This is a genomic window from Hydrogenoanaerobacterium saccharovorans, assembly GCF_016901815.1.
Lineage (GTDB): Bacteria > Bacillota > Clostridia > Oscillospirales > Ruminococcaceae > Avimicrobium > Avimicrobium caecorum.
Map to the genome: position 1 here is coordinate 1 of NZ_JACSNR010000008.1, position 23,587 is coordinate 23,587.

Consider the following 23,587-nt stretch of genomic DNA (forward strand, 5'->3'; position numbering starts at 1 on the left):
GCTTTTACCAAAAGCCGGACGCCTGCGGGCGGGACTTCCGCTGCGCTGTCGCTCCGCTCAAATGTGGTAGGAACCTACGGTTCCCCCACAAACGCCCCCTCCCTTTATATACGCACGATGATCTACAAAGAGCTGCTCCCCGCATGAGCAGGCGTTTCGGTAAAAATTACCTGACTAAATCAGATAAATTCACAGTTCGTTCATTGACCCACTCTTTTTCCTTCACAACTTGGTGGTAAGATTCAAATAGTTGATTAAGTCAGATAAATCGCAACCCTGAAAGGAGAGGTCACTCATGAATAAACTGTTCCAGCCGGTTCAGGTCGGCTCCCTTACCCTGAAAAACTCCATCGTCTTTGCTCCCACTTCGGTGGGCCGGGAAGGCCTGGACTTCTATGAGAAGATTGCCAAAGGCGGCGCTTCGCTGATTATCCTGCCGGATATTTCGGTAATCCCGTCCATGCTGGGTGCTCCCTCTCTGGGTTCTCTGCAGTATGCCGATTACTTCCGCAAGGTTGTGGAGATCTGCCACCGGTATGACTGTAAGGTATCGGTTCAGCTGTTCCACCCGGAATATGATGTGGACTACATCGGCAGCCTCTACCGTCAGCGCGGCAAGATCTCCAGCGATGAGGTACACCGTCTGCTGGCAGAAAATATGATGGGCTACGCCGATACCCTCACCACGGAGCAGGCGGACGCCATTGTGGAAAAGTTCGCTGCTGCTGCCCGGAATGCCCGGGAAGTGGGCGTGGACATGATCCAGATCCATGGCGACCGTCTCATCGGCAGCTTCTCCTCGGCGCTCTTCAACCACCGCACCGACCGTTACGCTCCCCATACCGCCTTTGCTGAGGCAGTGGTCAAGGCAGTACGGGCAGCCGTTCCGGAGATGCCCCTCGACTATAAGCTGACCATCCGCACTGAGGAGCCCAAGCTGGGCCGCGGCGGCGCGCTCATCTCCGAGGTGCCGGAATTTGTGGAGGTACTGGAGGCTGCCGGTGTGGATGCGTTCCATGTGGCAATCGCCAACCACTCCAATATCCGGGATACCATTCCCGCTGCCAACCATCCGCTGCTTCAGGGCGAAGGCTGCTTTACCCATCTGGGCCGTGCGGTGCTCACTATGGCCCGCAAGCCGGTGTGCATTGTCGGAAAGCTCCAGCATACCGATGCCATGGAAGCTCTGCTGGAAGAGGGCTTCGCGATGGTGGGAATGTCCCGTCAGCTGGTGGCAGATCCTGAGTGGCCCAACAAGGTACAGTCCGGTCAGACCGATTCGATCCGGTACTGTGTATACTGCAATTCCAAGTGTGTTGCCTCGATCATGAGCGGACAGCCGGTAAGCTGTATCCTCTGGGACAACGCCAATGAAACCAAGGAGGTAAATGCATGAACCGTACCCGTTTTGGACTGATTGCTGGTCTGATGGCAATGCTGCTTCTGTTCTCCGGATGCAGCCAGAACGATTCTGTGGACAGTGTATCCGGCGCCACACAGAAGGGTGAATTCCAGTCTTCGGCGGACAGCACTGATACTGCCTCTTCTGCTTCGCTCTATTTCTATGAGCAGGGTTCGCTCACCGGTGAAGAGCTGATGACTGCGATCCGGAATGCGGAGGGCAGCTGTTCGGTGGCAACTGTCAATGCGGATGGTTCCCCCAATCTGGCAAACTTTGTCCCCTATCCTGCCGGTGAGGAATATCTGGCCTTTACCTTCTCCTCCAATGTGACCAAGGAGAACCTGCTGCGTACCGGAGAAGCGATGGTGTCCTACTACATCTATGACGCCGATGCTGAGGATAAATACGAGCGCAACCAGGGTGCCCGGTTCAAGGTGGAGCCTGTCACCGATGAAGCTGTGATTGCCCAGCTCCATGAGGAAACTCCCGAGATTCCCCAGGGCGCAACCTTTGTCCACATTGTGGAGGTACTGCCTCTGGGTTAATCCCAGCCATAACAAAAAAGAGCGCAAGCCCCGATTCCGGGTGCCTGCGCTCTTTTTATTTTGCAAACAATGCGGTTCATACGCCGAACCGGGTCACCAGCGCCGCCAGGATCATCAGTCCGCCGCCAATCCGGCAGCCCAGACGGAGCTTATCATGGTCGGCATAATCCCAGCTCCTGGGCCAGACCGGATGCACCAGAAACAGCAGCCCATAGAGCAGCCGGCCAAGATTATGGAACCAGCCGATCCGGGTCACAAAGCTCAAAACATTGCATACCACCAGTACCACCAGCAGAACGGCAAACTGCTGCCCGAATGTCCAGTTCTTCAATCGCAGCCCTCCTCTATACCGGTATGATCCTTACTCCCTTTTCCTGCAGGAAGGTCCGGAAGCCGTCCGGGTCCCCCTGGAATTCCTGCTTTTGCAGGATCATGCCCTTCTGTTCCGCTACCATCAGCCAGAGATCCGCTGTTTCCACCATGGCTTCCAGCTTGCTGTAATCAAGCAGCCCCGGCTCCGACAGCTCCACTCCCTCCGGTACCGTGTAGCCGATCCCCTCCGGCAGGAAGAGCAGTGCTTCCGCCTGGGTATCCCGCTGGAAATCCCGGGCATGGCTGAGCAGATCCCGTGCAGCCCGTTCATAGGGGTTTTCCTTGCGTCTGAACTTAGAGAACAGCACTGCCAGCCCCAGCAGCAACAGCAGGACGCCCAGTCCCAGCAGATTGCCCAGCTGGTCCGGGTTGCCCAGGCTGCCCATAATCAGCGGCAGGGAGATCAGCAAACTCAGCACTCCCAGAGTCCTGGGGAGCAGCACCCAGAGCATGCCGGCGCCTACGCCGAACGCCGCCGCACCCACTGCCAGCAGAGTGCCCAGTTCCCTGGGGCTCTGGACGGCGGGGATCAGTGCGAATATGCCCAGCAGCCAATCCACCAGTGCCATCACCCGCCGGAAGTTCCGCCGACCGGATGAGATGGGCGCTTTGCCCTCCTGCGCACGGTTCAGGCGGTCGGTGACCTTCCAGAGCCCGGGCAATTTCTCCCGGGAGTACATCTCGGTGAGCTTTTCCAGTCCCTGACTCACCTGCCGGAACAGTTCCTCCTGTTCCGGTACAGCCTGAAAGACAAATTTGTATTCCATTTCCCCGCCTCCTCTGCTGATTTCACAGCCGTCATTCTGTTTTCAGTATAGCAGATGCCGCTACCCCAGATATGAATAAAAATTGAAATCTTCCCGTCGGTCTCCTTTTTTAATTCCGACTAAGAATCCAACGCTATACTGGAAGCAAGCTGAAGGGAGGTATCCCGGTCATCAATTCATCTGAAAGGAGCAGCAATGTATGTATCGCAATTATGAATATAACTCTGAACCCCTTGCGCAAGGCTCCGGACAGCCTTCAGTGCCCCAGTGGTGAAGGCCCCAAAAGACCATCTTTCTTCCAGCGGGCTGTCGCCCTTGTGCTTTGCGCTGCCCTGTTTGGCGGAGTTGCCGGCGGCAGTTTTTATGGCGTGAACCGTCTGCTTGGCAGCCTGGAACCGGATTCTTCTGATTCCGGCAGTTCGCTGACCAGTTCTGTTTCTCTGACCAGTCTGTCCCATTCCTCCGGGAATTCTTCCCTGGATATAACAGATATTGCGGCACAGGGGCTTACATCGGTGGTTTCTGTAACCAATATTTCCGTACAGGAGGTGCAGAACTACTTCGGTCAGTTCGGACGGAATGGCCGTGGTGAAACCCGTTTGCAGGAGACCACCAGCTGTGGCTCCGGTGTTATTATCGGCTCAGATGATTCCCAGCTCTACATTGTCACCAACTACCATGTGGCAGAAGGTGCCACCCAGCTTTCAGTCACCTTCGCCGATGACCAGACCTATGCGGCCCAGCTCCTCGGCTACGACAGCTCTGTGGATATTGCCCTGCTGGGAGTTCCCCTCAATAGCATTACCTCGGATACTCTTTCCCAGATTTCCATTGCCACAATCGGCGATTCGGATGACCTGATGATCGGAGAACAGGTGGTAGCCATCGGCAATGCTCTGGGTTATGGTCAGTCAGTGACCACCGGCATCATCAGCGCCCTGGATCGAACCATCAGTTCGGACAGCGGCACTACGGCCTATATCCAGACTGACGCAGCCATCAATCCCGGCAACAGCGGCGGAGCCCTGCTCAATATGGAAGGGGAACTGATCGGCATCAATACCGCCAAAGTTTCGTCCACGGATGTGGAAGGCATGGGATATGCCATTCCCATTTCCCAGGTACTGGAGGTCATCTCCAGCCTGATGAGCTGACCGGACGGAATCTCTGATGGAATTTCCCCCGCCGGATCGCCATGACAGAATCAGCAGAACATGCAGCCTTTTTGCCCGCTGTCTGTTCCAATCGCTGCGCAGACCTGATGCCCTCCTGCCCGCAGCAGAGCTTCAGACCCACCCAGCATAAAAGTCTCCCCGCACAAAAATACATTCCCCGGCAGCCCCGGGATCATATAAAAAAGGCATCCTCTCAGGTGCCTTTTTTGTTTGGGAAAGATGGTCCGTTCAGACCGGCTGGGAGGCGGGCGCAAGTCCGAGGTAAAGGAAACAGCCTGGTGGGAAGGGCGGTCAGTTTGGATTGGAAAGGGTGTGCCTGATAACCCGCAAAGGTTGGCAGCGCCGCGAGGGTACTTGCAGCCAGTCAGCCGAAGCAAGCGGGACTTTTTGCGGAAAAGGAGGCAGGCCGGAGCGGTATGAGAAAAGCCCGGTCCAGGACCGGGCTTTTTGAATGGAGCGCAGTCCATTCCGATGTGGGATAGGCGGTCAGTTCAGATCGGCTGGGACGCGGGCGCGAATTTTGGGCAAAAGAAAAGGGCCGGAGCGCGACTTGGCTCCAGGCCCTTGCCTGGTGCCGCTGACGGGGGTCGAACCCGTACGGTATCACTACCTCGGGATTTTAAGTCCCGTGTGTCTGCCAATTTCACCACAGCGGCTGATACAAGTATCCAATAAGATATTGTACATCACCACTGTGATAAAGTCAAGAAATGCCAGGGCCCAGCCCTTTTCACAGCACAAAAAAGGAGATGGGATAAACCCATCTCCTCTTTTTTATTTCAGCATTGTCCGTTCAGACAGATACCAAAATTATTCGTACAGCTTGGCCAGCTTGGTCAGATGCTCGTACTTGTCCTCTGCGATCTTAGCAGCACGGTCGAACAGCTTGTCAGCCTTGTCGGGGAAGGAACGCTTCAGCGAGCTGTAACGAACTTCACCCTCGATGAAGGCTCTGTAATCAGCTGTGGGAGCCTTGGAATCCAGCTGGAAGGGATTCTCGCCAGCCAGAGTCTTTCTGGGATCGAAGCGGAACATATGCCAGTAACCAGCAGCTACGGCATTCTTGATGGTCTCCTGAGCCTTGACCATACCGCCCTTGATACCCTGGTTGATGCAGGGAGCGTAAGCGATGATCAGGGACGGACCATGGTAGCTCTCAGCCTCAGCAAAGGCCTTGATGCACTGGTTGTAGTCAGCACCCATAGCAACCTGAGCTACATATACATAGCCGTAGGTCATAGCGATGCCAGCCAGATCCTTGTTCTTGATCTCCTTACCAGCTGCTGCGAACTGAGCCACAGCACCCAGAGGAGTAGCCTTGGAAGCCTGACCGCCGGTGTTGGAGTAAACCTCGGTATCGAATACCAGGATGTTTACATCCTCGCCGGAAGCGATAACGTGATCCAGACCGCCGAAGCCGATATCATAAGCCCAGCCGTCGCCGCCGAAGATCCAGACGCTCTTCTTAGCCAGGAATTCCTTATCCTTCAGGATAGCCTGGCAGTACGGGCAGTCAGGATGCTTCTCGAGCTCAGCAACCAGAGCCTTGGTAGCAGCCTTGTTGGCAGTACCATCATCAACAGTGGACAGATAGCCGTCGATTACAGCCTTGAAGCCTTCGTCAGATACCTTCTCCTTGAGCTCCATGATCTTAGCGATCAGGTGGTTTCTCAGAGTGGACTGAGCCAGGTACATACCATAGCCGTACTCAGCGTTATCCTCGAACAGGGAGTTAGCCCAAGAAGGACCATGACCTTCCTTGTTCACAGTGTAAGGAGTAGACGGTGCGGAGCCGCCCCAGATAGAGGAGCAACCAGTAGCGTTGGCGATGTACATTCTGTCGCCGAACAGCTGAGTAACCAGCTTAGCGTAAGGAGTTTCGCCACAACCAGCGCAGGCGCCGGAGAATTCGAGCAGAGGCTGCTTGAACTGCGAGCCCTTAACGGTGGTCTCCTTGAACTTCTCAGCAACCTCAGGCTTTACATCCAGAGACTGACCATAAGCGAAGTTCTCCTGCTCATGACGCTGAGAATCCAGGCTCTGCATGGTGAGAGCCTTCTCGCCCTTCTTGCCAGGACATACAGATGCACAAGAACCACAACCGGTGCAGTCCAGAACGGATACGGTCATAGCGAACTTGTAGCCAGGCATACCGGTCATGTCGGTCATCTTCATGCCCTCGGGAGCCTTGGCAGCCTCGTCAGCAGTCAGAACAACAGGACGGATTACAGCATGCGGGCAGACATACGAGCAGAAGTTACACTGGATACAGTTGTCGGAGTTCCAGGTGGGAACGTCAACAGCAATACCGCGCTTCTCGTATGCGGCAGAACCCTGCGGGAAGGTACCGTCAGCATCCTTCAGGAAGGTGGATACAGGCAGCTTGTCACCGCGCTGAGCGTTAACAGGAGTCTGGATGTTGTTAACGAAGTCAACCAGATCCTTGCGATCGCCAGTGGCAACCGGGTAAACGAAGTCGCCCTCAGCGTCAGCCCAGGAAGCGGGAACCTTAACCTCTACCAGAGCCTCAGCACCGGCATCGATAGCTGCATGGTTCATAGCAACTACCTTCTCACCCTTACGGCCGTAAGACTTGGTAGCAGCGTCCTTCATGTACCGGATAGCGTCAGCAGCAGGAATGATGTTGGCCAGCTTGAAGAATGCAGACTGCAGAACAGTGTTGATTCTCGAGCCCAGACCGATTTCCTTACCGATCTTAACACCATCGATGGTGTAGAACTTGATGTTGTTGCGGGCAATGTATCTCTTAACAGAACCAGGCAGTCTCTTGTCCAGCTCGTCCAGATCCCAACCGCAGTTCAGCAGGAAGGTACCGCCGGGCTTCAGAGCAGCAGTCATGTCATACTTGTCCACATAAGAGGGGTTGTGGCAGGCTACGAAGTCAGCCTTCTCAACCAGGTAGGTGCTCTTGATCGGCTTCTTACCGAATCTCAGGTGAGAGGTGGTAACACCGCCGGACTTCTTCGAGTCATAGCTGAAGTAAGCCTGAGCATACATATCGGTGTGGTCACCGATGATCTTGATGGAGTTCTTGTTGGCACCAACAGTACCATCGGAGCCCAGGCCCCAGAAGATACAGCTGGTTGTGCCCTCAGGAGCAGTATCAGGATTCTCAGTGATTTCCAGGGACAGATGAGTTACATCATCATCGATACCAACTGTGAATCTCTCCTTGGGCTGAGCGGACTGAGCGTTGTTGTAAACAGCGATAACCTGAGCAGGAGTAGTATCCTTGGAACCCAGACCGTAACGACCGCCGAATACAGGAATGTTGGCAAACTTGCTGCCGCGCAGAGCCATAACAACATCCAGGTACAGAGGCTCACCAATGGAGCCGGGCTCCTTGGTTCTGTCGAGAACAGAGATGGTCTTGACAGTGTCCGGGATAGCGTCGATCAGGTGCTTGGCAGAGAAGGGACGGTACAGGCGAACCTTTACCAGACCAACCTTGCGGCCCTGAGCGAGCATCCAGTCAATGGTCTCCTCGATGGTGTCGTTTACAGAACCCATAGCGATAATGATGTCAGTAGCATCCGGAGCGCCATAGTAGTTGAACAGCTTGTAGTCGGTGCCGATCTTGACATTGACCTTGTTCATGTACTCTTCAACGATAGCCGGAACAGCATCATGATAGGTGTTGCTGGCTTCGCGAGCCTGGAAGAAGATGTCAGGGTTCTGAGCGGTACCGCGCAGTACAGGATGCTCGGGGTTCAGAGCATGCTTGCGGAACGCGTCAACAGCATCCATGTCCACCATTTCCTTGAGGTCCTCATAATCCCAAACCTCGATCTTCTGGATCTCGTGGGAAGTACGGAAACCATCGAAGAAGTGCAGGAACGGAACTCTGGACTTCAGAGTAGACAGGTGAGCAACAGCACCCAGGTCCATAACTTCCTGAACGGAGCTGGAGCAGAGCATTGCATAACCGGTCTGACGGCAGGCATACACGTCAGAGTGATCGCCGAAGATGCTCAGAGCGTGGGAAGCAACGGCACGAGCAGATACGTGAATAACGCTCGGCAGCAGCTCACCAGCGATCTTGTACATATTGGGGATCATCAGCAGCAGACCCTGGGAAGCGGTGTAGGTGGTGGTCAGGGCGCCAGCGGCCAGAGAGCCGTGAACGGCACCGGCGGCACCAGCCTCAGACTGCATCTCAACCAGCTTTACGGTCTGGCCGAAGATGTTCTTCTTACCCTGGGCAGCCCACTCGTCGCTCACTTCTGCCATTACGGAAGAAGGAGTGATCGGGTAGATGGCAGCAACATCTGTGAACGCATAGGAAACATGAGCCGCAGCGTTGTTACCATCCATGGTTTTCATTTTTCTTGCCATGTTATGATATCCTCCCTTTGGATAATATGTTGGCATAGCGGATGAATCCGCATATTTTTACCCATTCAAATTCTACCATCTTTACCGGGGGATGTAAAGTCAAGAAAGTGTAAAATTCCAGTTTCGTTTGGGTTTTGCCTGATTTTTAACAACAAATCATGGCTTTCCGGGCAGTCTTTTGACAAAAATGAGAACGCCTCTCTCTTTGGCTGTGTGCATTTTGCAGACGGCTGTCGGCACAGCAGAGCCTCCCTCCCCCATTGACAGAATCTCCCGGAACGATTATAGTATTCTTAAACCGGGTTCTGATCCGGGTCATACTGCCGCCGGCTGTATTATAATAATGTATAGCAAAGCGGACAGGCTTTCCGATCCCGGACCCGAATACCAGAAACACTGAGAAATGGAGTAAACTGAATATGGACCCTGACAGTAGTACGATCTATCCCGCACTGACCGCATTTTTGCTTTTGCTGGTGCTTTCGGGGCTGTTTTCCGCAGCCGAAGCTGCCTTTACCGGCATCAATGACAGCCAGACCCAGCGCCGTGCCGCTGAAGGCGATAAAAAAGCCCAGCACATCATGGATCTGATCCGCAAGCCCACGGTATTCATCTCCACGGTGCGTACCGGTTCCACCCTCTGCGCCATGCTGGGACTTACCGTCCTCAGCCCGTCCCTGACCGGCCTGTTCCTTGAGCGGTTCTATCAGGAGATGGAGGTTCCCCTCACCGCCTATCCGGTCTTTCTGATCCTCATCACCATTCTGGTGGGAATCGTCACCATTGCCCTGGGCAATATCCTGCCCGGACGCCTTGGGGATTTCTTCCCGGATCAGACTGCCTCGCTGCTCACCCCGTTCATGATGGTCATGTCCATCCTGCTGCGGCCCATTGTCTGGCTCACCCTGGGCATTGCCAATCTGGGGCTGCGTCTGCTGGGCCAGAACCCCAACCAGGAACCGGATACCGTCACCGAGGAAGAAATCCGCATGATGGTGACAGTGGGCGAGGAAAAAGGCGCCATTGAACAGAGCGAAAAGGATATGATCAACAATATCTTTGAGTTCGACGACCGGGTGGTCACCGAAGTGATGACCCACCGCATGGAAATGATCGCCCTCAAGGATACCGTCCAGCTGGATGAAGCAGTAAAAGTGGCCCGGGAAACTGGTTATTCCCGGATTCCTGTCTACCATGAGGACATCGATGACATCGTGGGTGTCCTCTATGCCAAGGATCTGCTGCTCTTTGTCAACGACGGCTGCAACAGTAAGGATTTTAATATCAAGAAGCTGCTGCATGAGCCCTTCTATATCCCGGAAACCGCCAAGTGTACCGAGCTGTTCAAGGACTTCCAGCGCAAGCAGCTGCACATGGCGATTGTCATCGATGAATACGGCGGCACCTATGGCATGGTGACCATGGAGGACCTGCTGGAAACCATCGTGGGCAATATCCAGGACGAATACGACAAGGAAGAAAATGAGTACCAGAAGCTCTCGGATACCGAGTACATCATCGATGGCTGGATCTCGGTGGATGAGGTGGAGGATCTTCTGGGCATCAAGATCCCGGACGACACCGAGTATGATACCCTCGGCGGCGTTGTGGTGGATATGCTCGGCGACCTGCCCGAAGAAGGGCAGCATCCCTCGGTCCAGATCGACCGGGTACGGTTCACCGTCCTGGAAGTGGACGACCGCCGCATCTCCCGTCTGAAGGCAGAGATCCTGCCGGACGAAAGCTCCCCCGAATCGGGCGAGCGCCGGGACTGATCCCGTTTTATCCCATTGATTCCGAATCCCTGTCCCCTGAGGCAAGTCCTCAGGGGATATTTTTTGCGCCGGCGGCAGGGCGAGGCAGGCAAATTCGCTCTTTTCTTTCGGTGCCAGGTGTGCTATGATACAGTCAGTACACTTCATACAGTCTGACTGTATCACAGCGGTACCTGGCGGATATTGGGGGGAAAATTTCTGCCTGAACCGAGGTTATGTATCCATGCGTTATCTCTATGTGATGGTCTCCCGGACCGACACCGGATTTGCCAGACTGATCCGGCGGTTCACCGGCTGCTATTACAACCACGCCGCCATTTCCTTTGACTGTGACCTGCGGCAGCTCTATTCCTTTGCCCGGCGTGCCTACGACCTGCCGCTGAGTGCCTGCCTGACCCGGGAGAGCCCTTTGATGTACACCCGGGGCCAGGGCGATGCCCAGATTGTCCTCTACCGGCTGCCGGTACCGGATGAACGGTTCATCGCCGCCCGGCGCACCGTACAGATGATGCTCCGGGACGGCGGGTACATTTATAATGTATGGTCGGTGTTCACCTATCCGCTGACCCGGGGTCTGCCCGCCTATAAAGCCCAGACCTGTTCCGAGTTCACTGCCGGAATCCTGCGCATTGCCGGGCTCCGGCTGGACCGTCCCGACTGCCGCTACCACCCCGAGGACTTCACCCACCTGCTGGAGGGGCTGGAGGTCTACCGGGGCTCGCTGGCAGCCTACTGCGGCGAGAACCGCCGTCTGGACGGGGACCCGGAATACCTGCGCCGGCACAGTCTGCTCCAGATCGCCGGATGCAGCCTGCGTACCCTGGCCTGCGCCGCTGACCGAAGCCTGTTTGAACGCCCATCCGGCCTGCCGGATGTCACCGGGCAGTATTTTGCCCATACCCATCGCTGAAAGGGGGATTATCCCATGTCCGATAAAATGGAGAATATGGTCCCGGAGGGCCAGCAGCCCATCCACACCGCCCGGTTCCGGCTGACTCCGGCAGCCTATACCCAGCTCAATCTCATTGTCCAGCGCCGGGGACTGAAAAAACGCCGGCTGCTCACACTGGCACTGGCTGTGGGTGTCACGCTGATCTACTGTATCCTCACCAACGTGCCTGTGAGCACCACAATCCTGCTCATGGTCACCGAAGCCCTGGTGGTCCTGCCGGTGAGCTTCCTCATGGACAAGTGGTTCCTGAAGCTCTACGCCAGACGCAGCCAGAGGCTCTCCCCTGCCGCCCTGGACGAACAGCTCTTCGAGTTCTATGAGGACGGCTTCCGGGTGGTTTCCGGCAACAGCACCGATGGCTTTGTGCGCTACAACCGCATTGTGTCCCTGGCCCGCACCGATGACTACCTGGCACTGTTCATCACCGATGTATATGCCTATCTGGTGATGGGCGACGCTGCCGACTGCGGCATGCAGGAGCTCACCGAATTCCTCCAGCGGAAGATGAACGGCAAGCCCCTGGAAAACTACCGCACCCACTGACCTGCCCCATAAAAGCAACCCCCCGCTCTCCGATCCGGAAAGCGGGGATATTTTTATCCCAAAACGCCAGAAAACCACAGACCAAGGGGAGAAGGTCTGTGGTTTTCTGGCTTTGGAATTCAGGAAATATATCTCAAACCGGCAAGAACCGGTCTGACGCGAAAGAAAACAGGCAGGTTATCCCAGATAGGCCGAGCGGACGCTGGCATCGGTGAGCAGGCTGCGCCCCTCACCCGAGCTGACGATCTTGCCGGTGGACAGCACATAGCTGTAATCGGCGATCTCCAGGGCCTTGGTGGCATTCTGCTCTACCAGCAGGACCGTCACGCCGGTCTTGTTCACCTGGCGGATGATCGAGAAGATCTCGTCCACCAGAATGGGAGCCAGACCCATGGAGGGTTCGTCCAGCAGGAGCATCTTCGGGCGGGACATGAGTGCCCGACCCATGGCAAGCATCTGCTGTTCGCCGCCGGACAGGGTGCCTGCCGGCTGACGCAGCCGCTCCTTGAGGCGCGGGAAGCTGTGGAACACCATCTCCAGATCCTCCCGGATGCCGGCGGTATCCCGGCGGGTAAAGGCGCCCATCTCCAGGTTTTCCAGCACGGTCATCTGACCAAAGACCCGGCGGCTCTCCGGCACCTGGGCCAGACCCCGCACCAGGATCTTGTTGGGGGAATGCCCGGTGATGTCCACCCCGTCAAAGCTGATCTTTCCGCTTTTGGGGCGCAGCAGACCCGAGATGGTCTGGAGAATGGTGGTCTTGCCGGCGCCGTTGGCTCCGATCAGGGTACAGATCTCGCCGTCCCGCACCTCAAAGCTCACACCCTTGACCGCATGGATCTTATCATAATATACATTCAGTTCCTCGACTTTGAGCATCTCGCTTTTAACCTCCCAGATAGGCTTCGATAACACGGGGATCAGCACGCACCTCGTCCGGAGTGCCGTCGGCAATCACCTTGCCGTAATCCAGCACCATGATCCGCTCGCAGACACCCATGACCAGCGGCATATCATGCTCGATGAGCAGGATGGAGATGCCGAACTTCTGCCGGATAAAGGCAATGGTCTCCATGAGTTCCCGGGTTTCGGTATTGTTCATGCCCGCTGCCGGTTCGTCCAGGCAGAGGAGCTTGGGATTGGTCGCCAGTGCCCGGGCAATCTCCAGCTTGCGCTGCTGTCCGTAGGGCAGGTTGCCCGCCCGCATGTCCGCCTTCTTATCCAGATCAAAGACAGCGAGCAGTTCCAGCGCCCGGCTGTCGGCGTTTTCCTCCTCCAGCCAGAACCGCCGGGTCTTGAGCACCGACTCCAGAAGGTTGTAGTGCATGCCGTCATGCATGGCTGCCTTGACATTGTCCAGCACTGTCATATCCTTGAACAGACGGATATTCTGGAAGGTACGGCTGATGCCATGGCGCACCGTATAGCGCATTCCCTTGCCGCTGATGACTTCGCCGTCCAGCGTGACAGTGCCGTCGGTGGGGGTATAGACGCCGGTGAGCAGGTTGAAGAGGGTGGTCTTGCCGGCGCCATTGGGACCGATCAGTCCCATGACTGCCCCCTGGGGAATGGAAAAGTTCACATCGTCCAGTGCCCGCAGGCCCCGGAAACTGATGCCCAGATGTTCTGCTCTCAGCAGTGGTTCTGCCATTTATTCCTCCCCCTTTCCGCCGGCGGGAACCGGCTTTTTCAGCATGGCGGTCAGGCGCTCCCAGAGCCGGGAGAGCGAGAATTCCCGCTTGCCCAGCAGTCCCTGGGGACGCAGGATCATCATCAGGACCAGCACCACCGAATAGATGAGCATCCGGTAGTCTGCCAGATCCCGGAGCAGTTCGGGCAGCAGGGTGAGCACCACCGCTGCCAGCACCGAACCGGTAAAGCTGCCCATGCCGCCCAGTACCACCATGACCAGGATCTCGATGGACATATTGAAGTCAAAGGTGGCAGGGTCCAGCACTGTAATATAATGTGCATAGAGTCCGCCCGCTACTCCGGCAAAGAAGGAGGAGATGGTAAAGGCCAGTACCTTGTACCGGGTACCGGGAACACCCACTGCCTCAGCGGCGATCTCATTCTCCCGCAGGGAGAGGATCGCGCGGCCCTGCCGGGTGCCGATCATGGCATACATCACCGCCACGCTCAGGGCGGCAATCCAGAATACCCACGGGAAGGTGGTGTATTCATCAATGCCGTAGAGACCCCGCCCGCCGCCGGTGAAGGAGAGATTCTGGATCACCACGCGGATGATCTCACCGAATCCCAGGGTGACGATGGCGAGGTAGTCGCCCCGCAGCCGCAGGGCCGGAATGCCGATGAGCACTCCGAACACCGCAGCCAGTGCCCCGCCGAGGAGCAGAGCCAGCGGGAATTCCACCAGGGCAGGCAGATCCATGTGCAGGGTGAAGAGCGCCGCGGTATAGGCGCCGATGGACATGAAGCCCGCATGACCCAGCACCAGTTCGCCCAGTACGCCGGTGGTGAGATTGAGGGAGGCAGCCAGCAGCACATAGATGCCGATGGTGATGATGATGCCCTGGTACTGCATCGAGATGAAGCCCGAGGACATCAGGCCATAGAGGAGACCAAAGCCCAGTACCAGTGCCAGGAAGTTTCTCCGGCGGCACAGGGAAGTCCATTTTGCCTTATCCATGCCTTGCACCTCCTCAGACCTTTTCCCGCTCATTGCGTCCCAGCAGACCCGAAGGCTTGACCAGCAGCACGATGATGAGCAGGGCGAATACGATGGCGTCTGCCATGGCAGACGAGATATAGCGCTTGATGAGCGCTTCGGCAATGCCGATGATGAAGCCGCCGATCATGGCGCCGGGAATGACTCCGATGCCGCCGATGACCGCCGCGATAAAGGCCCGCAGGCCGAGCATCGAACCCATATAGGGGTTGATGAGCGGATAGGTGGAGCTGTACAGCACCGCCGCCACCGCAGCCAGGGCGGAACCGATGGCAAAGGTGATGGAGATGGAGGTATCAATGTTGATGCCCATGAGCTGGGCAGCACCCTGATCCTCGGATACAGCACGCATGGCCTTACCCACCCGGGTACGGTTTACAAAGAGGGTGAGCAGCACCATAAGCACCACGGTTACCACCAGGGTGATGGCAGTGAGCCGGCTCACGGTGACGCCGCCCAGAGTGAAGCCCTCACCGGTGAAGTGGTTGGGGAAGGGCTTGGGGCTGGAACCGAAGATGAGCAGGAAGCCGTTCTGGAGCATGAGGCTGACGCCGATGGTGGTGATGAGCGCCGACATTCTCGAACCGCCCCGGAGCGGCTTATAGGCCAGACGCTCGATGGTCACACCCAGCACCGCGCTGACTGTGGCGGTGGCGGCAATGACTCCCCAGACCGGCAGACCGCTGGACTGGAAGAAGAGCAGCGCCACATAGGAACCCACCATAATAATATCCCCATGGGCAAAGTTGATCATTTTGGCAATGCCGTACACCATCGTATATCCGATGGCTACCAGCGCATACACGCTGCCGATCTGTACGCCGTTGACCAGTTGCTGTGCAAAGTCCATTCTTGTTCCCCTTTATCGAAAACACCCGGGGACGGAAGCTGTTCTCCCGTCCCCGCAGTGTCCTACTGTTTCCTGAATCAGTTCCCGGAAAGTCAGGCAGCAGCTTCTTCCGAAGCCTCTTCGCTGGCCGGCTCCTCAGCGGGAGCTTCCTCGGCACCATTCTCTACCAGAGCATAGGCGCCATCCTTGACTGTAACAAACTTGACATCCTTCACAGGGTCACCGCTGCCCTCATAGTGGATGGCACCGGTTACACCTTCATACTGCAGATTGGTAAGAGCCTCGTTTACAGCGGCAGAATCGGTGGTGCCGGCAGCCTCGATGGCCTGGAACAGCATCATACCGGCATCATAGCCCAGTGCCGCAAAGGACGAAGGATCGCTGCCATAAGCCTCTCTGTACCGGGTTACGAAATCCTGTACCTTGGCACCGGGATCGGTCGCGGTGAAGTGATTGGTGAAGACTACGCCTTCCACTGCGCTCTTGTTGTTCTCATCCAGAGCACTGAGCACGCCGTCCCAGCCATCCGCACCCAGGAGCTGGGCATCCAGTCCCACTTCCTTGGCCTGGATTGCGATCAGGGCATTGGTGTTGTAGTAAGAGGGCACATACAGGGCATCCGGATCAGCCGCGGCAATCTTGGAAAGCTGGCTCTTGAAGTCAGTGTCGGTGCTCTGGAAACTCTCGAAGGCTACGACCTCCAGGCCGTTGGCTTCTGCCTCTGCCTTGAAGGATTCCGCTACGCCCAGGGAGTAGTCATCGGTGATGTCGTAGAGCACGGCTACCTTCTGGGCAGACAGCTCATTTGCGGCATAATCTGCCATGGCCTTGGCCTGGGTGGCATCCAGGAAGCAGGTACGGAATACATTGCTGCCTGCCTCGGTGATGGCTGTGGCTGTGCCGGTGGGGGTCATCATGGGCAGGTTGTCCTTGGCGGCCTTGGAGGATACGCTGATCGCCGGCTTGCTGGTGACAGCGCCCCACAGAGCTACCATGCCATCGCCCTTTAGTTTGTTGTAGGCGTTCACAGCCTTGGTGGTGTCGTTTTCATCGTCCTGATAGTCCACTACCACCTGACGGCCCAGAACGCCGCCATTGGCATTGACCTCTTCCACAGCCAGCTTCAGGCCATTGGTAGCGGTGATGCCGTAGTCCGATGCGCCGCCGGTGAGCGGGGCAATGGCGCCGATGCGGATGGTATCGCCGGTATCGGCTGTGGACGAACTGTTATTGCCGGAGCATCCGGTAAAGGTTCCCATTGCCATAGTCAGTGCCAGGGCCAGTGCTGCAAATCGTTTGGTTTTCATGTTGATTCCCTCCTGAGTTTTTTGTGTGAAAGAGACGGTATGTAATCCGCAAAAAAGGAAATAAAAAAGCACGCGTCATCTCATTTGGATTACTCCAAAGAGACGAAGCGTGCTGCTCCGTGGTACCACTCTTATTGCCGAAAGGAAGATTCCTTTCAGCCGCTCTGCCGCATCCAACAATGCGCCCTCCATGATAACGGGGAGGCTCCGGTCCGGCTTACTTGCACGGGGTGTTCAGCCGACTGCTCCAGGGTGATTGTAAGGCTCCGCTTCTGCCGCCCTCTCACCAAACGGGCGCGCTCTCTGGGAAAAAGCCGATGGAACCTTCCTGTCCCTATCTCTGCATGTTACATATTCTCTTTTTGGGGTCGAGCCTTGCGGCTGGTTGTTGTGTTTCAGTTTACCACGCGAAAATAAATTGTCAACCCTTTGGCGAAAAATTCTTTTTTCTTTGTCAGATTTCACCATGCAGCTCTGAATAATCGGCGCTTTAATCTTGCGAAATGACGGACTTGTCCGGCAATCACCTCCATCTGTCCGCTGACATAGGATAGCCCAGAAAGGAGAATGCCGTCATGGAATTTTTCTGTTTTGCGCTGCCGCCCGCCTGGAAAGACGCCCATCCTGCCGGTACTGATCCCCGGGAACCGGTGGAGTTTTCCTTCCCGCTGCCCCGGGAGAGCTGGCTCTGGCTGGAACTGCACGACTGGGCTGACCCGGAGGATCTGTCCTGGCTCTGGGACGAGGACGATCCGGATGAATAAGTGCGCCACACCCGGATGCAACCGGCAGTTGACAGTCTGCAACGCCATGGCTGGTGGACAGATCCGGGGGATCTGGGCTATACTGATGGCAGCAAACACACAAGGGGGACACCACCATGACCATCGGACAGACCATTGCCGCCGAACGCCGGAAGCTGGGATTATCCCAGCTCTGTACAGTTCCACCACCTGCCCGCCGCTGTCGCCGGATTCCGGCCTGATCTTCCAGGACTGCGTTGCCGGCACGCCCTGCACCTTGCACAACTGGAGCAGCACCACCTGCACTGTGCCGAACCAGCCGGAGCTGGCGGATGTGATGACCCAGGAGGTCCATGCCGCCACCGTGCGGGCGGAACTCTGGCAGGACGGCAAAAAACTGGCGGACTGTCCGCCGGTGCCGGCCGCGGAGGATCTGCCCCTGCCGGAGGGAGGGGCGACCGCTTACAGCTTCCAGCTGCCGGAGATCGAGGTGACCATGGAAGCGGACAGCTGGATCGGGGTGGTGTTCATCGCCACCGACAATCTCGGACGCACCAGTACCAACGGGGAGTTCTTCACCCTCCAGGACGATATGCTCATCTTCACCGATGATACCGATCCCATCTGGGCGACCATCCGGACCGCTCAGGACAGCGAATAACCAGCCCTTGAACCATACAAAAAACAGCAGGAACCCCCTCTGGTCCGAGCGGTACTCCTGCTGTTTTATTCTGTGTCTATGCTTCTGTGGGCGGTTCCGCGGCGGCGGCTTCGCTCTCCCGGACTTCCGCCTGTCCGGGGGCCGCTCCTCCCGAGATGGAGGCGATCTCCAGTCCCCGCTCGGCAAATTCCCGGAGAATCTCCCGGCGGATGGCCCATTCGCACCCCCATTGGGTGAGGGCTTTCACCTTGGCTGCCGCTGTGACCTCATAGCCGTACTGGTCAAAGGCGGTGACACCCCGGAGCTTGGGCGGCTCGATCACATCGGGGTTGCCCGCACAGGCACGCTCTGCCGCCAGACGCACTGCCTCCAGCACAGTATCCGCATCCATGGTAAAGGGCACCTTCACCGACACCACTGCCGTATAGCCGCCCCGGGTGTAGTTGATCACCTGGGAGATATTGCCGTTGGGAATGATGATCTGTTCCCCCTTGAAGGTGCGCAGGTAGGTCACCCGCATGGCAGTGGCCTCCACATAGCCCTCCTGTCCGTCCACCTTGATGTAATCCCCCACCGAGAACTGGTTCTCGAACATGAGGAAAAAGCCGGTGACCATATCCTTCACCAGGCTCTGGGCGCCGAAACCGATGGCAACGCTTCCGATTCCGGCGGTGACAATGAGGTTATTGACCAGATCCCCGACCCCCAGTTCCACCAGTGCCATCACCAGCGCCACGGAATAGATCAGGTACCGGGAAAAGGAACGGGTGAGGGTCATGACGGTATCGGTGCGTTTTCCGCCCGACTCGGTGCGGTGGTACCGGGCGGAATTCATCACATGGCGGGTCATCCGGGACACCACCGCCAGTGTGAACCGTGCCGCCAGGAAGATCGCCGCCACCTTGATCAGCGCCCACAGGGCATCCGCCAGGAATACGCCCGAGTTCTCCAGTGCGGTCTGGAAATGCCCGGTGAACTGTTCCCAGAAGGTGCCCGGGGATTCCGGCATGGCAGTCAGCAGGATATGCATGGAAAAAACCTCCTTTTTTCCCGTTCTGAACAGGGTTTCTGAGGCTATTCTATCAGATTTGCCCGCCCCGGAAAAGGCTTTCGGCAAAAAAACAGCCGCTTCCCCAGGGGAAAACGGCTGTGTGTCCGGGTCAGTCCACAAAGGAGTGGCTCATGATATAGAATTCCTCCTGGCTGGGCTGCCAATGTTTCTCCATCGGCGGCAGGGTGCTGTCATAGGCCAGAGCGTCCTCCTCGGAAACCGCCATCACCGGACTGTCCCGGTAGGTCCAGTCCCGGCCCTCCAGCACCCCGGGCACCAGCTCCTTCACCAGCATGGCAGAGGGGTATTTGCCGCCCTCCACGCTCACCCGGTGCTTTTTGCAGCAGACAAATCCCCGGGCCACATAGTTTGCCGGACTGCCGAAGATCACCACAGTGTCATAGCCCAGCGCCCGGGCTGCCTCAAAGGAGTGCTCCATCAGCGCCTTGCCATAGCCCTGGCGCTGATGTTCCGGCGCCACGCACACCGGCCCGAAGGTGAGCACCGGCTTCTCATTCCCGGCGGCGTCGGTGAGCCAGGCACGGGTATACATAATATTGCCGATGATCTCCCCATCCAGCTCGGCTACAAAGTCCAGCTCGGGGATAAAGTCCTCATGTCCCCGCATGATATGCACCAGATAGTGCTCCATGCAGCCGGGAATATACTGGTTATAAAATGCCCGCCGGGTCAGGGTTTCCACTGCCTCCCAGTCCCCGGGGCGTTCATTGCGAATGGTGAACACCTTCATTCCTCCGTTTCATAGATGAGATCGCCGGTGTAGTAGACTGCCATGCAGAATTCAGTCAGTTTTTCCCGGTCCGGCAGGGAGAGATATCCCTCGTACCGCACCTGGTTGAATCCATAGAGCTCGTCTGTGACCTCAAAGGAGAACTCCGGGTGCTTCCGGGAAAACTTCTCCCAGGTCTGTTTTTTCCCGGAAAAGCTCCCGTATTCCCCATTGGGACTGAGCCGCCACACTTCGCAGGATTCCACCCCGGTGAGCGTGACCCGTCCGTCCACCTGCACACAGGGCTCGGCAATGTGGATCAGTCCCGTTTCAAACTGAAGGGTCAGCTGTCCGTCTGAAAGTGTAATGTCGCTCACCCGCATATCATGCAGGCTGTAAGGCACCGGATGGCCCGGTTTGCAGACTGTACGCATACCAATATCCTCCCAAATCACAAAGGGGCCTTCCCCATAGGAAAGCCCCTCTGCAGCATCAGCCCTGACGGGGCATGCAGATAATGCGGTCCACCTTGCTGTCCAGGAACTCGGCGGTGGGCGCCGGACGGATCACCACAGCGGTATCGGCGCCATGACCGGTACCGGCAACGGCAACGATGGGCTCATGCAGCTCCACCAGACCGGCATCGGCTGCCATCATGGAGATTTCCACGCACACCTTTACGCCGCGTCCGATGATGCGCAGCGCATGGGCAGCCACCTCCACCGGGCCAAACCCGCCCAGCTTGGAGGAAAGTCCCCGCTCCGCGCCGCTCAGCGCATGGGATGCCACATAGACGGTCACACCCATGGCCTCCAGGTCCTGACGCATCTCGTCGGACATCTGCGGCTCATGCTTGCCGAATACGCCCCGGGCATAGCCCACATCAATGATCTGGATGCCCTCATGCTCCAGTTCCGCCAGCTTTTTGGCGGTGGCGCCAGTGGACGATGCCACAACGATCTTGTGAATGCCCTCTTCCCGGGCGGCTTCGATTGCCAGCTTCAGTGCGGCCTCTGTGTTATGAGGGCCCTGTTTCTCAAATGTCATTGCTGCTTCCTCCTGTCTTGGGTTAGTTTTGTTTAACACTGTTTTTATTGTATCATGCTCCCGCCGGTTCTGCAACGGCCCCAAGCCAAAAAATCAGTTCTTCCGGGGCATGCAGATGATCCGGTCCACCTTGCTGTCCAGAAATTCCGCCGTGGGCGCCGGACGGATCACCACTGCGGTGTCCGAGCCATAGCCGGTTCCTCCGATGGCGACGATGGGCTCATGCAGTTCCACCAGACCGGCATCGGCTGCCATCATCGAGATCTCCACGCACACCTTCATGCCCTGTCCGAGAATGCGCAGCGCATGGGCAGCCACCTCCACCGGGCCAAACCCGCCCAGTCTGGACGAAAGTCCCCGCTCGGCGCCGCTCAGGGCATGGGCGGCTGTACAGATCGTCACACCCCGGGCTTCCAGCTCCTGCCGCATAGCCCCGGAGAGATTGCCGTCCGGGCGTCCGGTCTTGCCCCGGGCCCGTGCCACACAGATCAGCAGGATGCCCTCATGCTCCAGCTCTGCCAGCTTCAGGGCGGTCTCCCCGGAGTAGGACGCCACTACGATCTTGTGGATTCCCTCCTCCCGGGCGGCTTCCATCGCCAGCTTCAGGGCGGCTTCGGTGTTCTGGGGTCCCTGTCTGTCAAATGTCATGGTGCTTCCTCCTGTTTCCAAAGTCGGCATAACCGGCCCATGGGAGCGAAATCCCGCCCCCAAAGGCACAATCGCTGTCCACGGCTATTGTATCATGCCGCCGGGAGATTCTGCAATGCTCCTGCCCGAAACCCTCTTTCCCCGGCTGGCAATGTGTGATAAGATGAGAGAAAACAGACACCCAATTCAAGTGAGAGGAAGTAAAGCGATTATGATGTGCGGTAAGAATCCCGAAGAACACTGGCTCTCCTGCCAGCTGACCTTCTGCCCCCTGGGCAGCGAAACTTTCCTGGACGAGATCGAGGAGGCCCTGGAGATCATACGGCAGTCGGGGCTGGAATATGAGATCGGCAGTATGTCCACCATCGTCAAGGGGCCGGGCAGTGAGGTGCTCGCCCTGCTGGAACGCATTGCAGTCACCATGGACGAGCGGGGCTGCCGGTTCTCGATGCCGGCTACCCTGTCGAACCTCTGCGGCCTGCAGTAACCCCAAAATAAAAAAGCTCCGGAGCGGTCTGCTCCGGAGCTTTTTTCATCTCAGTGCCGTCTTATTTGAGGAAATCGGCGGTATAGGTGGCAAAGAACTCCACTACCTTCTTAAAGGCAGTTTCGTCCAGGTCAAAGTTGGGGTTGTGGTGGTTGCCCGAGGCGCCCGGACGGGTGCAGAAGGCACCGGTATCACAGTAGAAGCCCGGGAAGGCAGCCAGGAACTCGGCGAAGTTGTCCGAGCCGGCTGTGGGGTCCCGGGGCTCTGCCAGGGTCAGGCCCACCTGCTGGGCGATCTCCCGGCCCCGTGCGGCACAGGCCGGATCGTTGATGACCGGCAGCGGGGACATCACCTGGGAGGTGACCATCGCTTCGGTGCCATAGGCACGGGCGGTATTCTCCGCCACTTCCTTGATCTTGGCAAAGATCTTATCGCCGTCGCCATACTTGAAGAAGCGGATATTGCCGGCGATGAAGGCGGTTTCGGGAATGATGTTGTTCTTGTTGCCGGCTGTGATCTGGCAGGGGCTGACCACACAGGTATCGAAGGGGTTATGGTACTGGGCCGGGATCATGGCGATCTTCAGCACAATGTCACAGGCGGGCTTGACCGGGTCCACAGCACGGTCGGGACGGGAGCCGTGACCGCCCACGCCCTTGACGGTGATCTCAAAGCCCAGAGCGCCTGCCATCATGGGGCCGTCGGGCAGGTTGATGACGCCTGCGGGATCGCCGCCCGCCAGATGGGTGCCGATGGCCTGATCCACGCCGCCGATGCTCCCCAGGTAGGCAACGATCTCATCCGCGCCCGCGCCGATCTCCTCCGCCACCTGGAAGCAGAGGTAGACAGTGCCGCAGAGCTGATCCCGGATCTCACTGAGCACATGGGCAGTACCCAACAGCATGGCAGCATGACCGTCGTGTCCGCAGGCGTGCATGACGCCCTCCACCTTGCTCTTGTAGGGGACCTCGTTGGCCTCTGCCACCGGCAGGGCATCGATGTCCGCACGGATGGCGATCTTCTTGCCGGGCTTGCCGCCCTCCAGGGTGCCGATCACATTGTTGTGGCCCACGGTGATGTTGGGAATGCCCAGCTTGTCCAGCTCCTCCCGGATGCGGCGGACAGTGCGTTCCTCATGGTGCGAAAGTTCCGGGTTCTCATGGAACTCCCGGCGCATATCGATCACATACTGCTCATACTTGGCAGCCAGTTCTGCTATGGTCATGGTTTTCTCTCCTCCTGCGGTCTGTTTTCTGTGGGATCTCAGACCTATCATACCGCTTTGCATCGGTAAAGTCAATGCCTGTTTCTGACAGCTTGTTTCTAAACACTTGCTTATATGCAAAACTGGCTCTTTACGCCGATTTTACATGGATTTTCCCAGCCGGATGCAGGAGCAGGAGCGGTATAAATGCATTTTTTCCTGCAAAATCGCAAATCTCTGATGGAAGCCTTGTATAAAAGCGCCAAACAGGTGACAAATTTGT

The 23,587-nt window shown here is 57.3% G+C and carries 23 protein-coding genes and 1 tRNA gene; 9 read left to right on the plus strand and 15 right to left on the minus strand.

Going from position 1 to position 23,587, the window contains the following annotated elements:
* The first annotated feature begins 295 nt into the window (after positions 1–295).
* Positions 296–1,396 (plus strand): NADH:flavin oxidoreductase, encoded by a 1,101-nt coding sequence (locus H9X81_RS08330; protein WP_204721218.1) that lies wholly within the window; start codon positions 296–298, stop codon positions 1,394–1,396.
* Positions 1,393–1,947: a hypothetical protein gene (locus H9X81_RS08335; protein WP_204721221.1), complete on the plus strand. Its 555-nt coding sequence runs from the start codon at positions 1,393–1,395 to the stop codon at positions 1,945–1,947. Before H9X81_RS08330 ends, H9X81_RS08335 begins: the two co-directional genes overlap by 4 nt.
* Before the next feature lie 76 nt (positions 1,948–2,023).
* Here H9X81_RS08335 and H9X81_RS08340 read toward each other — a convergent pair whose 3' ends face one another.
* Both H9X81_RS08340 and H9X81_RS08345 read right to left on the minus strand, forming a co-directional pair.
* Positions 2,024–2,278, minus strand: a complete 255-nt coding sequence (locus tag H9X81_RS08340) for a hypothetical protein (protein ID WP_204721223.1) — start codon at positions 2,276–2,278, stop codon at positions 2,024–2,026.
* A 13-nt stretch (positions 2,279–2,291) separates the two neighbouring features.
* Positions 2,292–3,086, minus strand: coding sequence for a hypothetical protein (locus H9X81_RS08345; protein WP_204721225.1), 795 nt, complete (start codon positions 3,084–3,086; stop codon positions 2,292–2,294).
* 212 nt (positions 3,087–3,298) lie between these two features.
* On the opposite strand from H9X81_RS08345, the gene H9X81_RS08350 reads away from it, so the two are divergent.
* The gene (locus H9X81_RS08350; RefSeq protein WP_204721227.1) at positions 3,299–4,240 is read left to right on the plus strand and encodes a S1C family serine protease; all 942 of its coding nucleotides are present in this window, start codon (positions 3,299–3,301) and stop codon (positions 4,238–4,240) included.
* Between the two features lie 590 nt (positions 4,241–4,830).
* On the opposite strand, the gene H9X81_RS08355 is transcribed toward H9X81_RS08350, so the two are convergent.
* Both H9X81_RS08355 and nifJ read right to left on the minus strand, forming a co-directional pair.
* Positions 4,831–4,917 (minus strand) — tRNA-Leu (locus H9X81_RS08355).
* Positions 4,918–5,071: 154 nt separating this feature from the next.
* Positions 5,072–8,617: a pyruvate:ferredoxin (flavodoxin) oxidoreductase gene (gene nifJ, locus H9X81_RS08360; protein WP_204721229.1), complete on the minus strand. Its 3,546-nt coding sequence runs from the start codon at positions 8,615–8,617 to the stop codon at positions 5,072–5,074.
* Positions 8,618–9,036: 419 nt separating this feature from the next.
* Here nifJ and H9X81_RS08365 point away from each other — a divergent pair, with 419 nt between their 5' ends.
* From H9X81_RS08365 to H9X81_RS08375, 3 genes are all read left to right on the plus strand, one after another.
* Positions 9,037–10,392, plus strand: a complete 1,356-nt coding sequence (locus tag H9X81_RS08365; protein WP_204721231.1) for a hemolysin family protein — start codon at positions 9,037–9,039, stop codon at positions 10,390–10,392.
* A gap of 223 nt (positions 10,393–10,615) precedes the next feature.
* Complete coding sequence (locus H9X81_RS08370) at positions 10,616–11,302, plus strand: hypothetical protein (protein WP_204721233.1); 687 nt, start codon at positions 10,616–10,618, stop codon at positions 11,300–11,302.
* 15 nt (positions 11,303–11,317) lie between these two features.
* Positions 11,318–11,887, plus strand: a complete 570-nt coding sequence (locus tag H9X81_RS08375; RefSeq protein ID WP_204721235.1) for a YcxB family protein — start codon at positions 11,318–11,320, stop codon at positions 11,885–11,887.
* 177 nt (positions 11,888–12,064) lie between these two features.
* Here H9X81_RS08375 and H9X81_RS08380 read toward each other — a convergent pair whose 3' ends face one another.
* From H9X81_RS08380 to H9X81_RS08400, 5 genes are all read right to left on the minus strand, one after another.
* Positions 12,065–12,766, minus strand: a complete 702-nt coding sequence (locus H9X81_RS08380) for an ABC transporter ATP-binding protein (protein ID WP_204721237.1) — start codon at positions 12,764–12,766, stop codon at positions 12,065–12,067.
* A 7-nt stretch (positions 12,767–12,773) separates the two neighbouring features.
* Positions 12,774–13,538, minus strand: a complete 765-nt coding sequence (locus tag H9X81_RS08385; RefSeq protein ID WP_204721239.1) for an ABC transporter ATP-binding protein — start codon at positions 13,536–13,538, stop codon at positions 12,774–12,776.
* The gene (locus H9X81_RS08390) at positions 13,539–14,537 is read right to left on the minus strand and encodes a branched-chain amino acid ABC transporter permease (protein WP_177503304.1); all 999 of its coding nucleotides are present in this window, start codon (positions 14,535–14,537) and stop codon (positions 13,539–13,541) included.
* Positions 14,538–14,550: 13 nt separating this feature from the next.
* Positions 14,551–15,426 (minus strand): branched-chain amino acid ABC transporter permease, encoded by an 876-nt coding sequence (locus H9X81_RS08395; RefSeq protein ID WP_204721241.1) that lies wholly within the window; start codon positions 15,424–15,426, stop codon positions 14,551–14,553.
* Positions 15,427–15,518: 92 nt separating this feature from the next.
* On the minus strand, positions 15,519–16,733 hold the full coding sequence (locus tag H9X81_RS08400) for an ABC transporter substrate-binding protein (RefSeq protein WP_204721243.1): 1,215 nt from the start codon (positions 16,731–16,733) through the stop codon (positions 15,519–15,521).
* Positions 16,734–17,308: 575 nt separating this feature from the next.
* Between H9X81_RS08400 and H9X81_RS08405 the strand changes: the two genes are divergently transcribed.
* Together H9X81_RS08405 and H9X81_RS08410 are read left to right on the plus strand one after the other, a co-directional pair.
* Entirely contained in the window at positions 17,309–17,497 is a 189-nt protein-coding gene (locus H9X81_RS08405) for a hypothetical protein (RefSeq protein WP_177503298.1), read from the plus strand.
* Positions 17,490–18,137 (plus strand): hypothetical protein, encoded by a 648-nt coding sequence (locus tag H9X81_RS08410; RefSeq protein WP_204721245.1) that lies wholly within the window; start codon positions 17,490–17,492, stop codon positions 18,135–18,137. Before H9X81_RS08405 ends, H9X81_RS08410 begins: the two co-directional genes overlap by 8 nt.
* A gap of 76 nt (positions 18,138–18,213) precedes the next feature.
* On the opposite strand, the gene H9X81_RS08415 is transcribed toward H9X81_RS08410, so the two are convergent.
* From H9X81_RS08415 to H9X81_RS08435, 5 genes are all read right to left on the minus strand, one after another.
* On the minus strand, positions 18,214–19,167 hold the full coding sequence (locus H9X81_RS08415; RefSeq protein WP_204721247.1) for a mechanosensitive ion channel family protein: 954 nt from the start codon (positions 19,165–19,167) through the stop codon (positions 18,214–18,216).
* A 130-nt stretch (positions 19,168–19,297) separates the two neighbouring features.
* Entirely contained in the window at positions 19,298–19,939 is a 642-nt protein-coding gene (locus H9X81_RS08420; RefSeq protein ID WP_207751048.1) for a GNAT family N-acetyltransferase, read from the minus strand.
* On the minus strand, positions 19,936–20,352 hold the full coding sequence (locus tag H9X81_RS08425; protein ID WP_204721251.1) for a hypothetical protein: 417 nt from the start codon (positions 20,350–20,352) through the stop codon (positions 19,936–19,938). The genes H9X81_RS08420 and H9X81_RS08425 overlap by 4 nt, the downstream gene beginning before the upstream one ends.
* 58 nt (positions 20,353–20,410) lie before the next feature.
* Positions 20,411–20,965 carry a pyruvate kinase alpha/beta domain-containing protein gene (locus tag H9X81_RS08430; protein WP_177503288.1) on the minus strand — a complete coding sequence of 185 codons (555 nt, stop codon included), beginning with the start codon at positions 20,963–20,965 and terminating at the stop codon, positions 20,411–20,413.
* Between the two features lie 93 nt (positions 20,966–21,058).
* Positions 21,059–21,613 (minus strand): pyruvate kinase alpha/beta domain-containing protein, encoded by a 555-nt coding sequence (locus H9X81_RS08435; protein ID WP_204721253.1) that lies wholly within the window; start codon positions 21,611–21,613, stop codon positions 21,059–21,061.
* A 190-nt stretch (positions 21,614–21,803) separates the two neighbouring features.
* On the opposite strand from H9X81_RS08435, the gene H9X81_RS08440 reads away from it, so the two are divergent.
* Positions 21,804–22,100 carry a YkoF family thiamine/hydroxymethylpyrimidine-binding protein gene (locus tag H9X81_RS08440; RefSeq protein WP_204721256.1) on the plus strand — a complete coding sequence of 99 codons (297 nt, stop codon included), beginning with the start codon at positions 21,804–21,806 and terminating at the stop codon, positions 22,098–22,100.
* A gap of 61 nt (positions 22,101–22,161) precedes the next feature.
* Here H9X81_RS08440 and H9X81_RS08445 read toward each other — a convergent pair whose 3' ends face one another.
* Positions 22,162–23,325, minus strand: a complete 1,164-nt coding sequence (locus H9X81_RS08445; RefSeq protein WP_204721258.1) for a M20 metallopeptidase family protein — start codon at positions 23,323–23,325, stop codon at positions 22,162–22,164.
* Between the last annotated feature and the right edge of the window lie 262 nt (positions 23,326–23,587).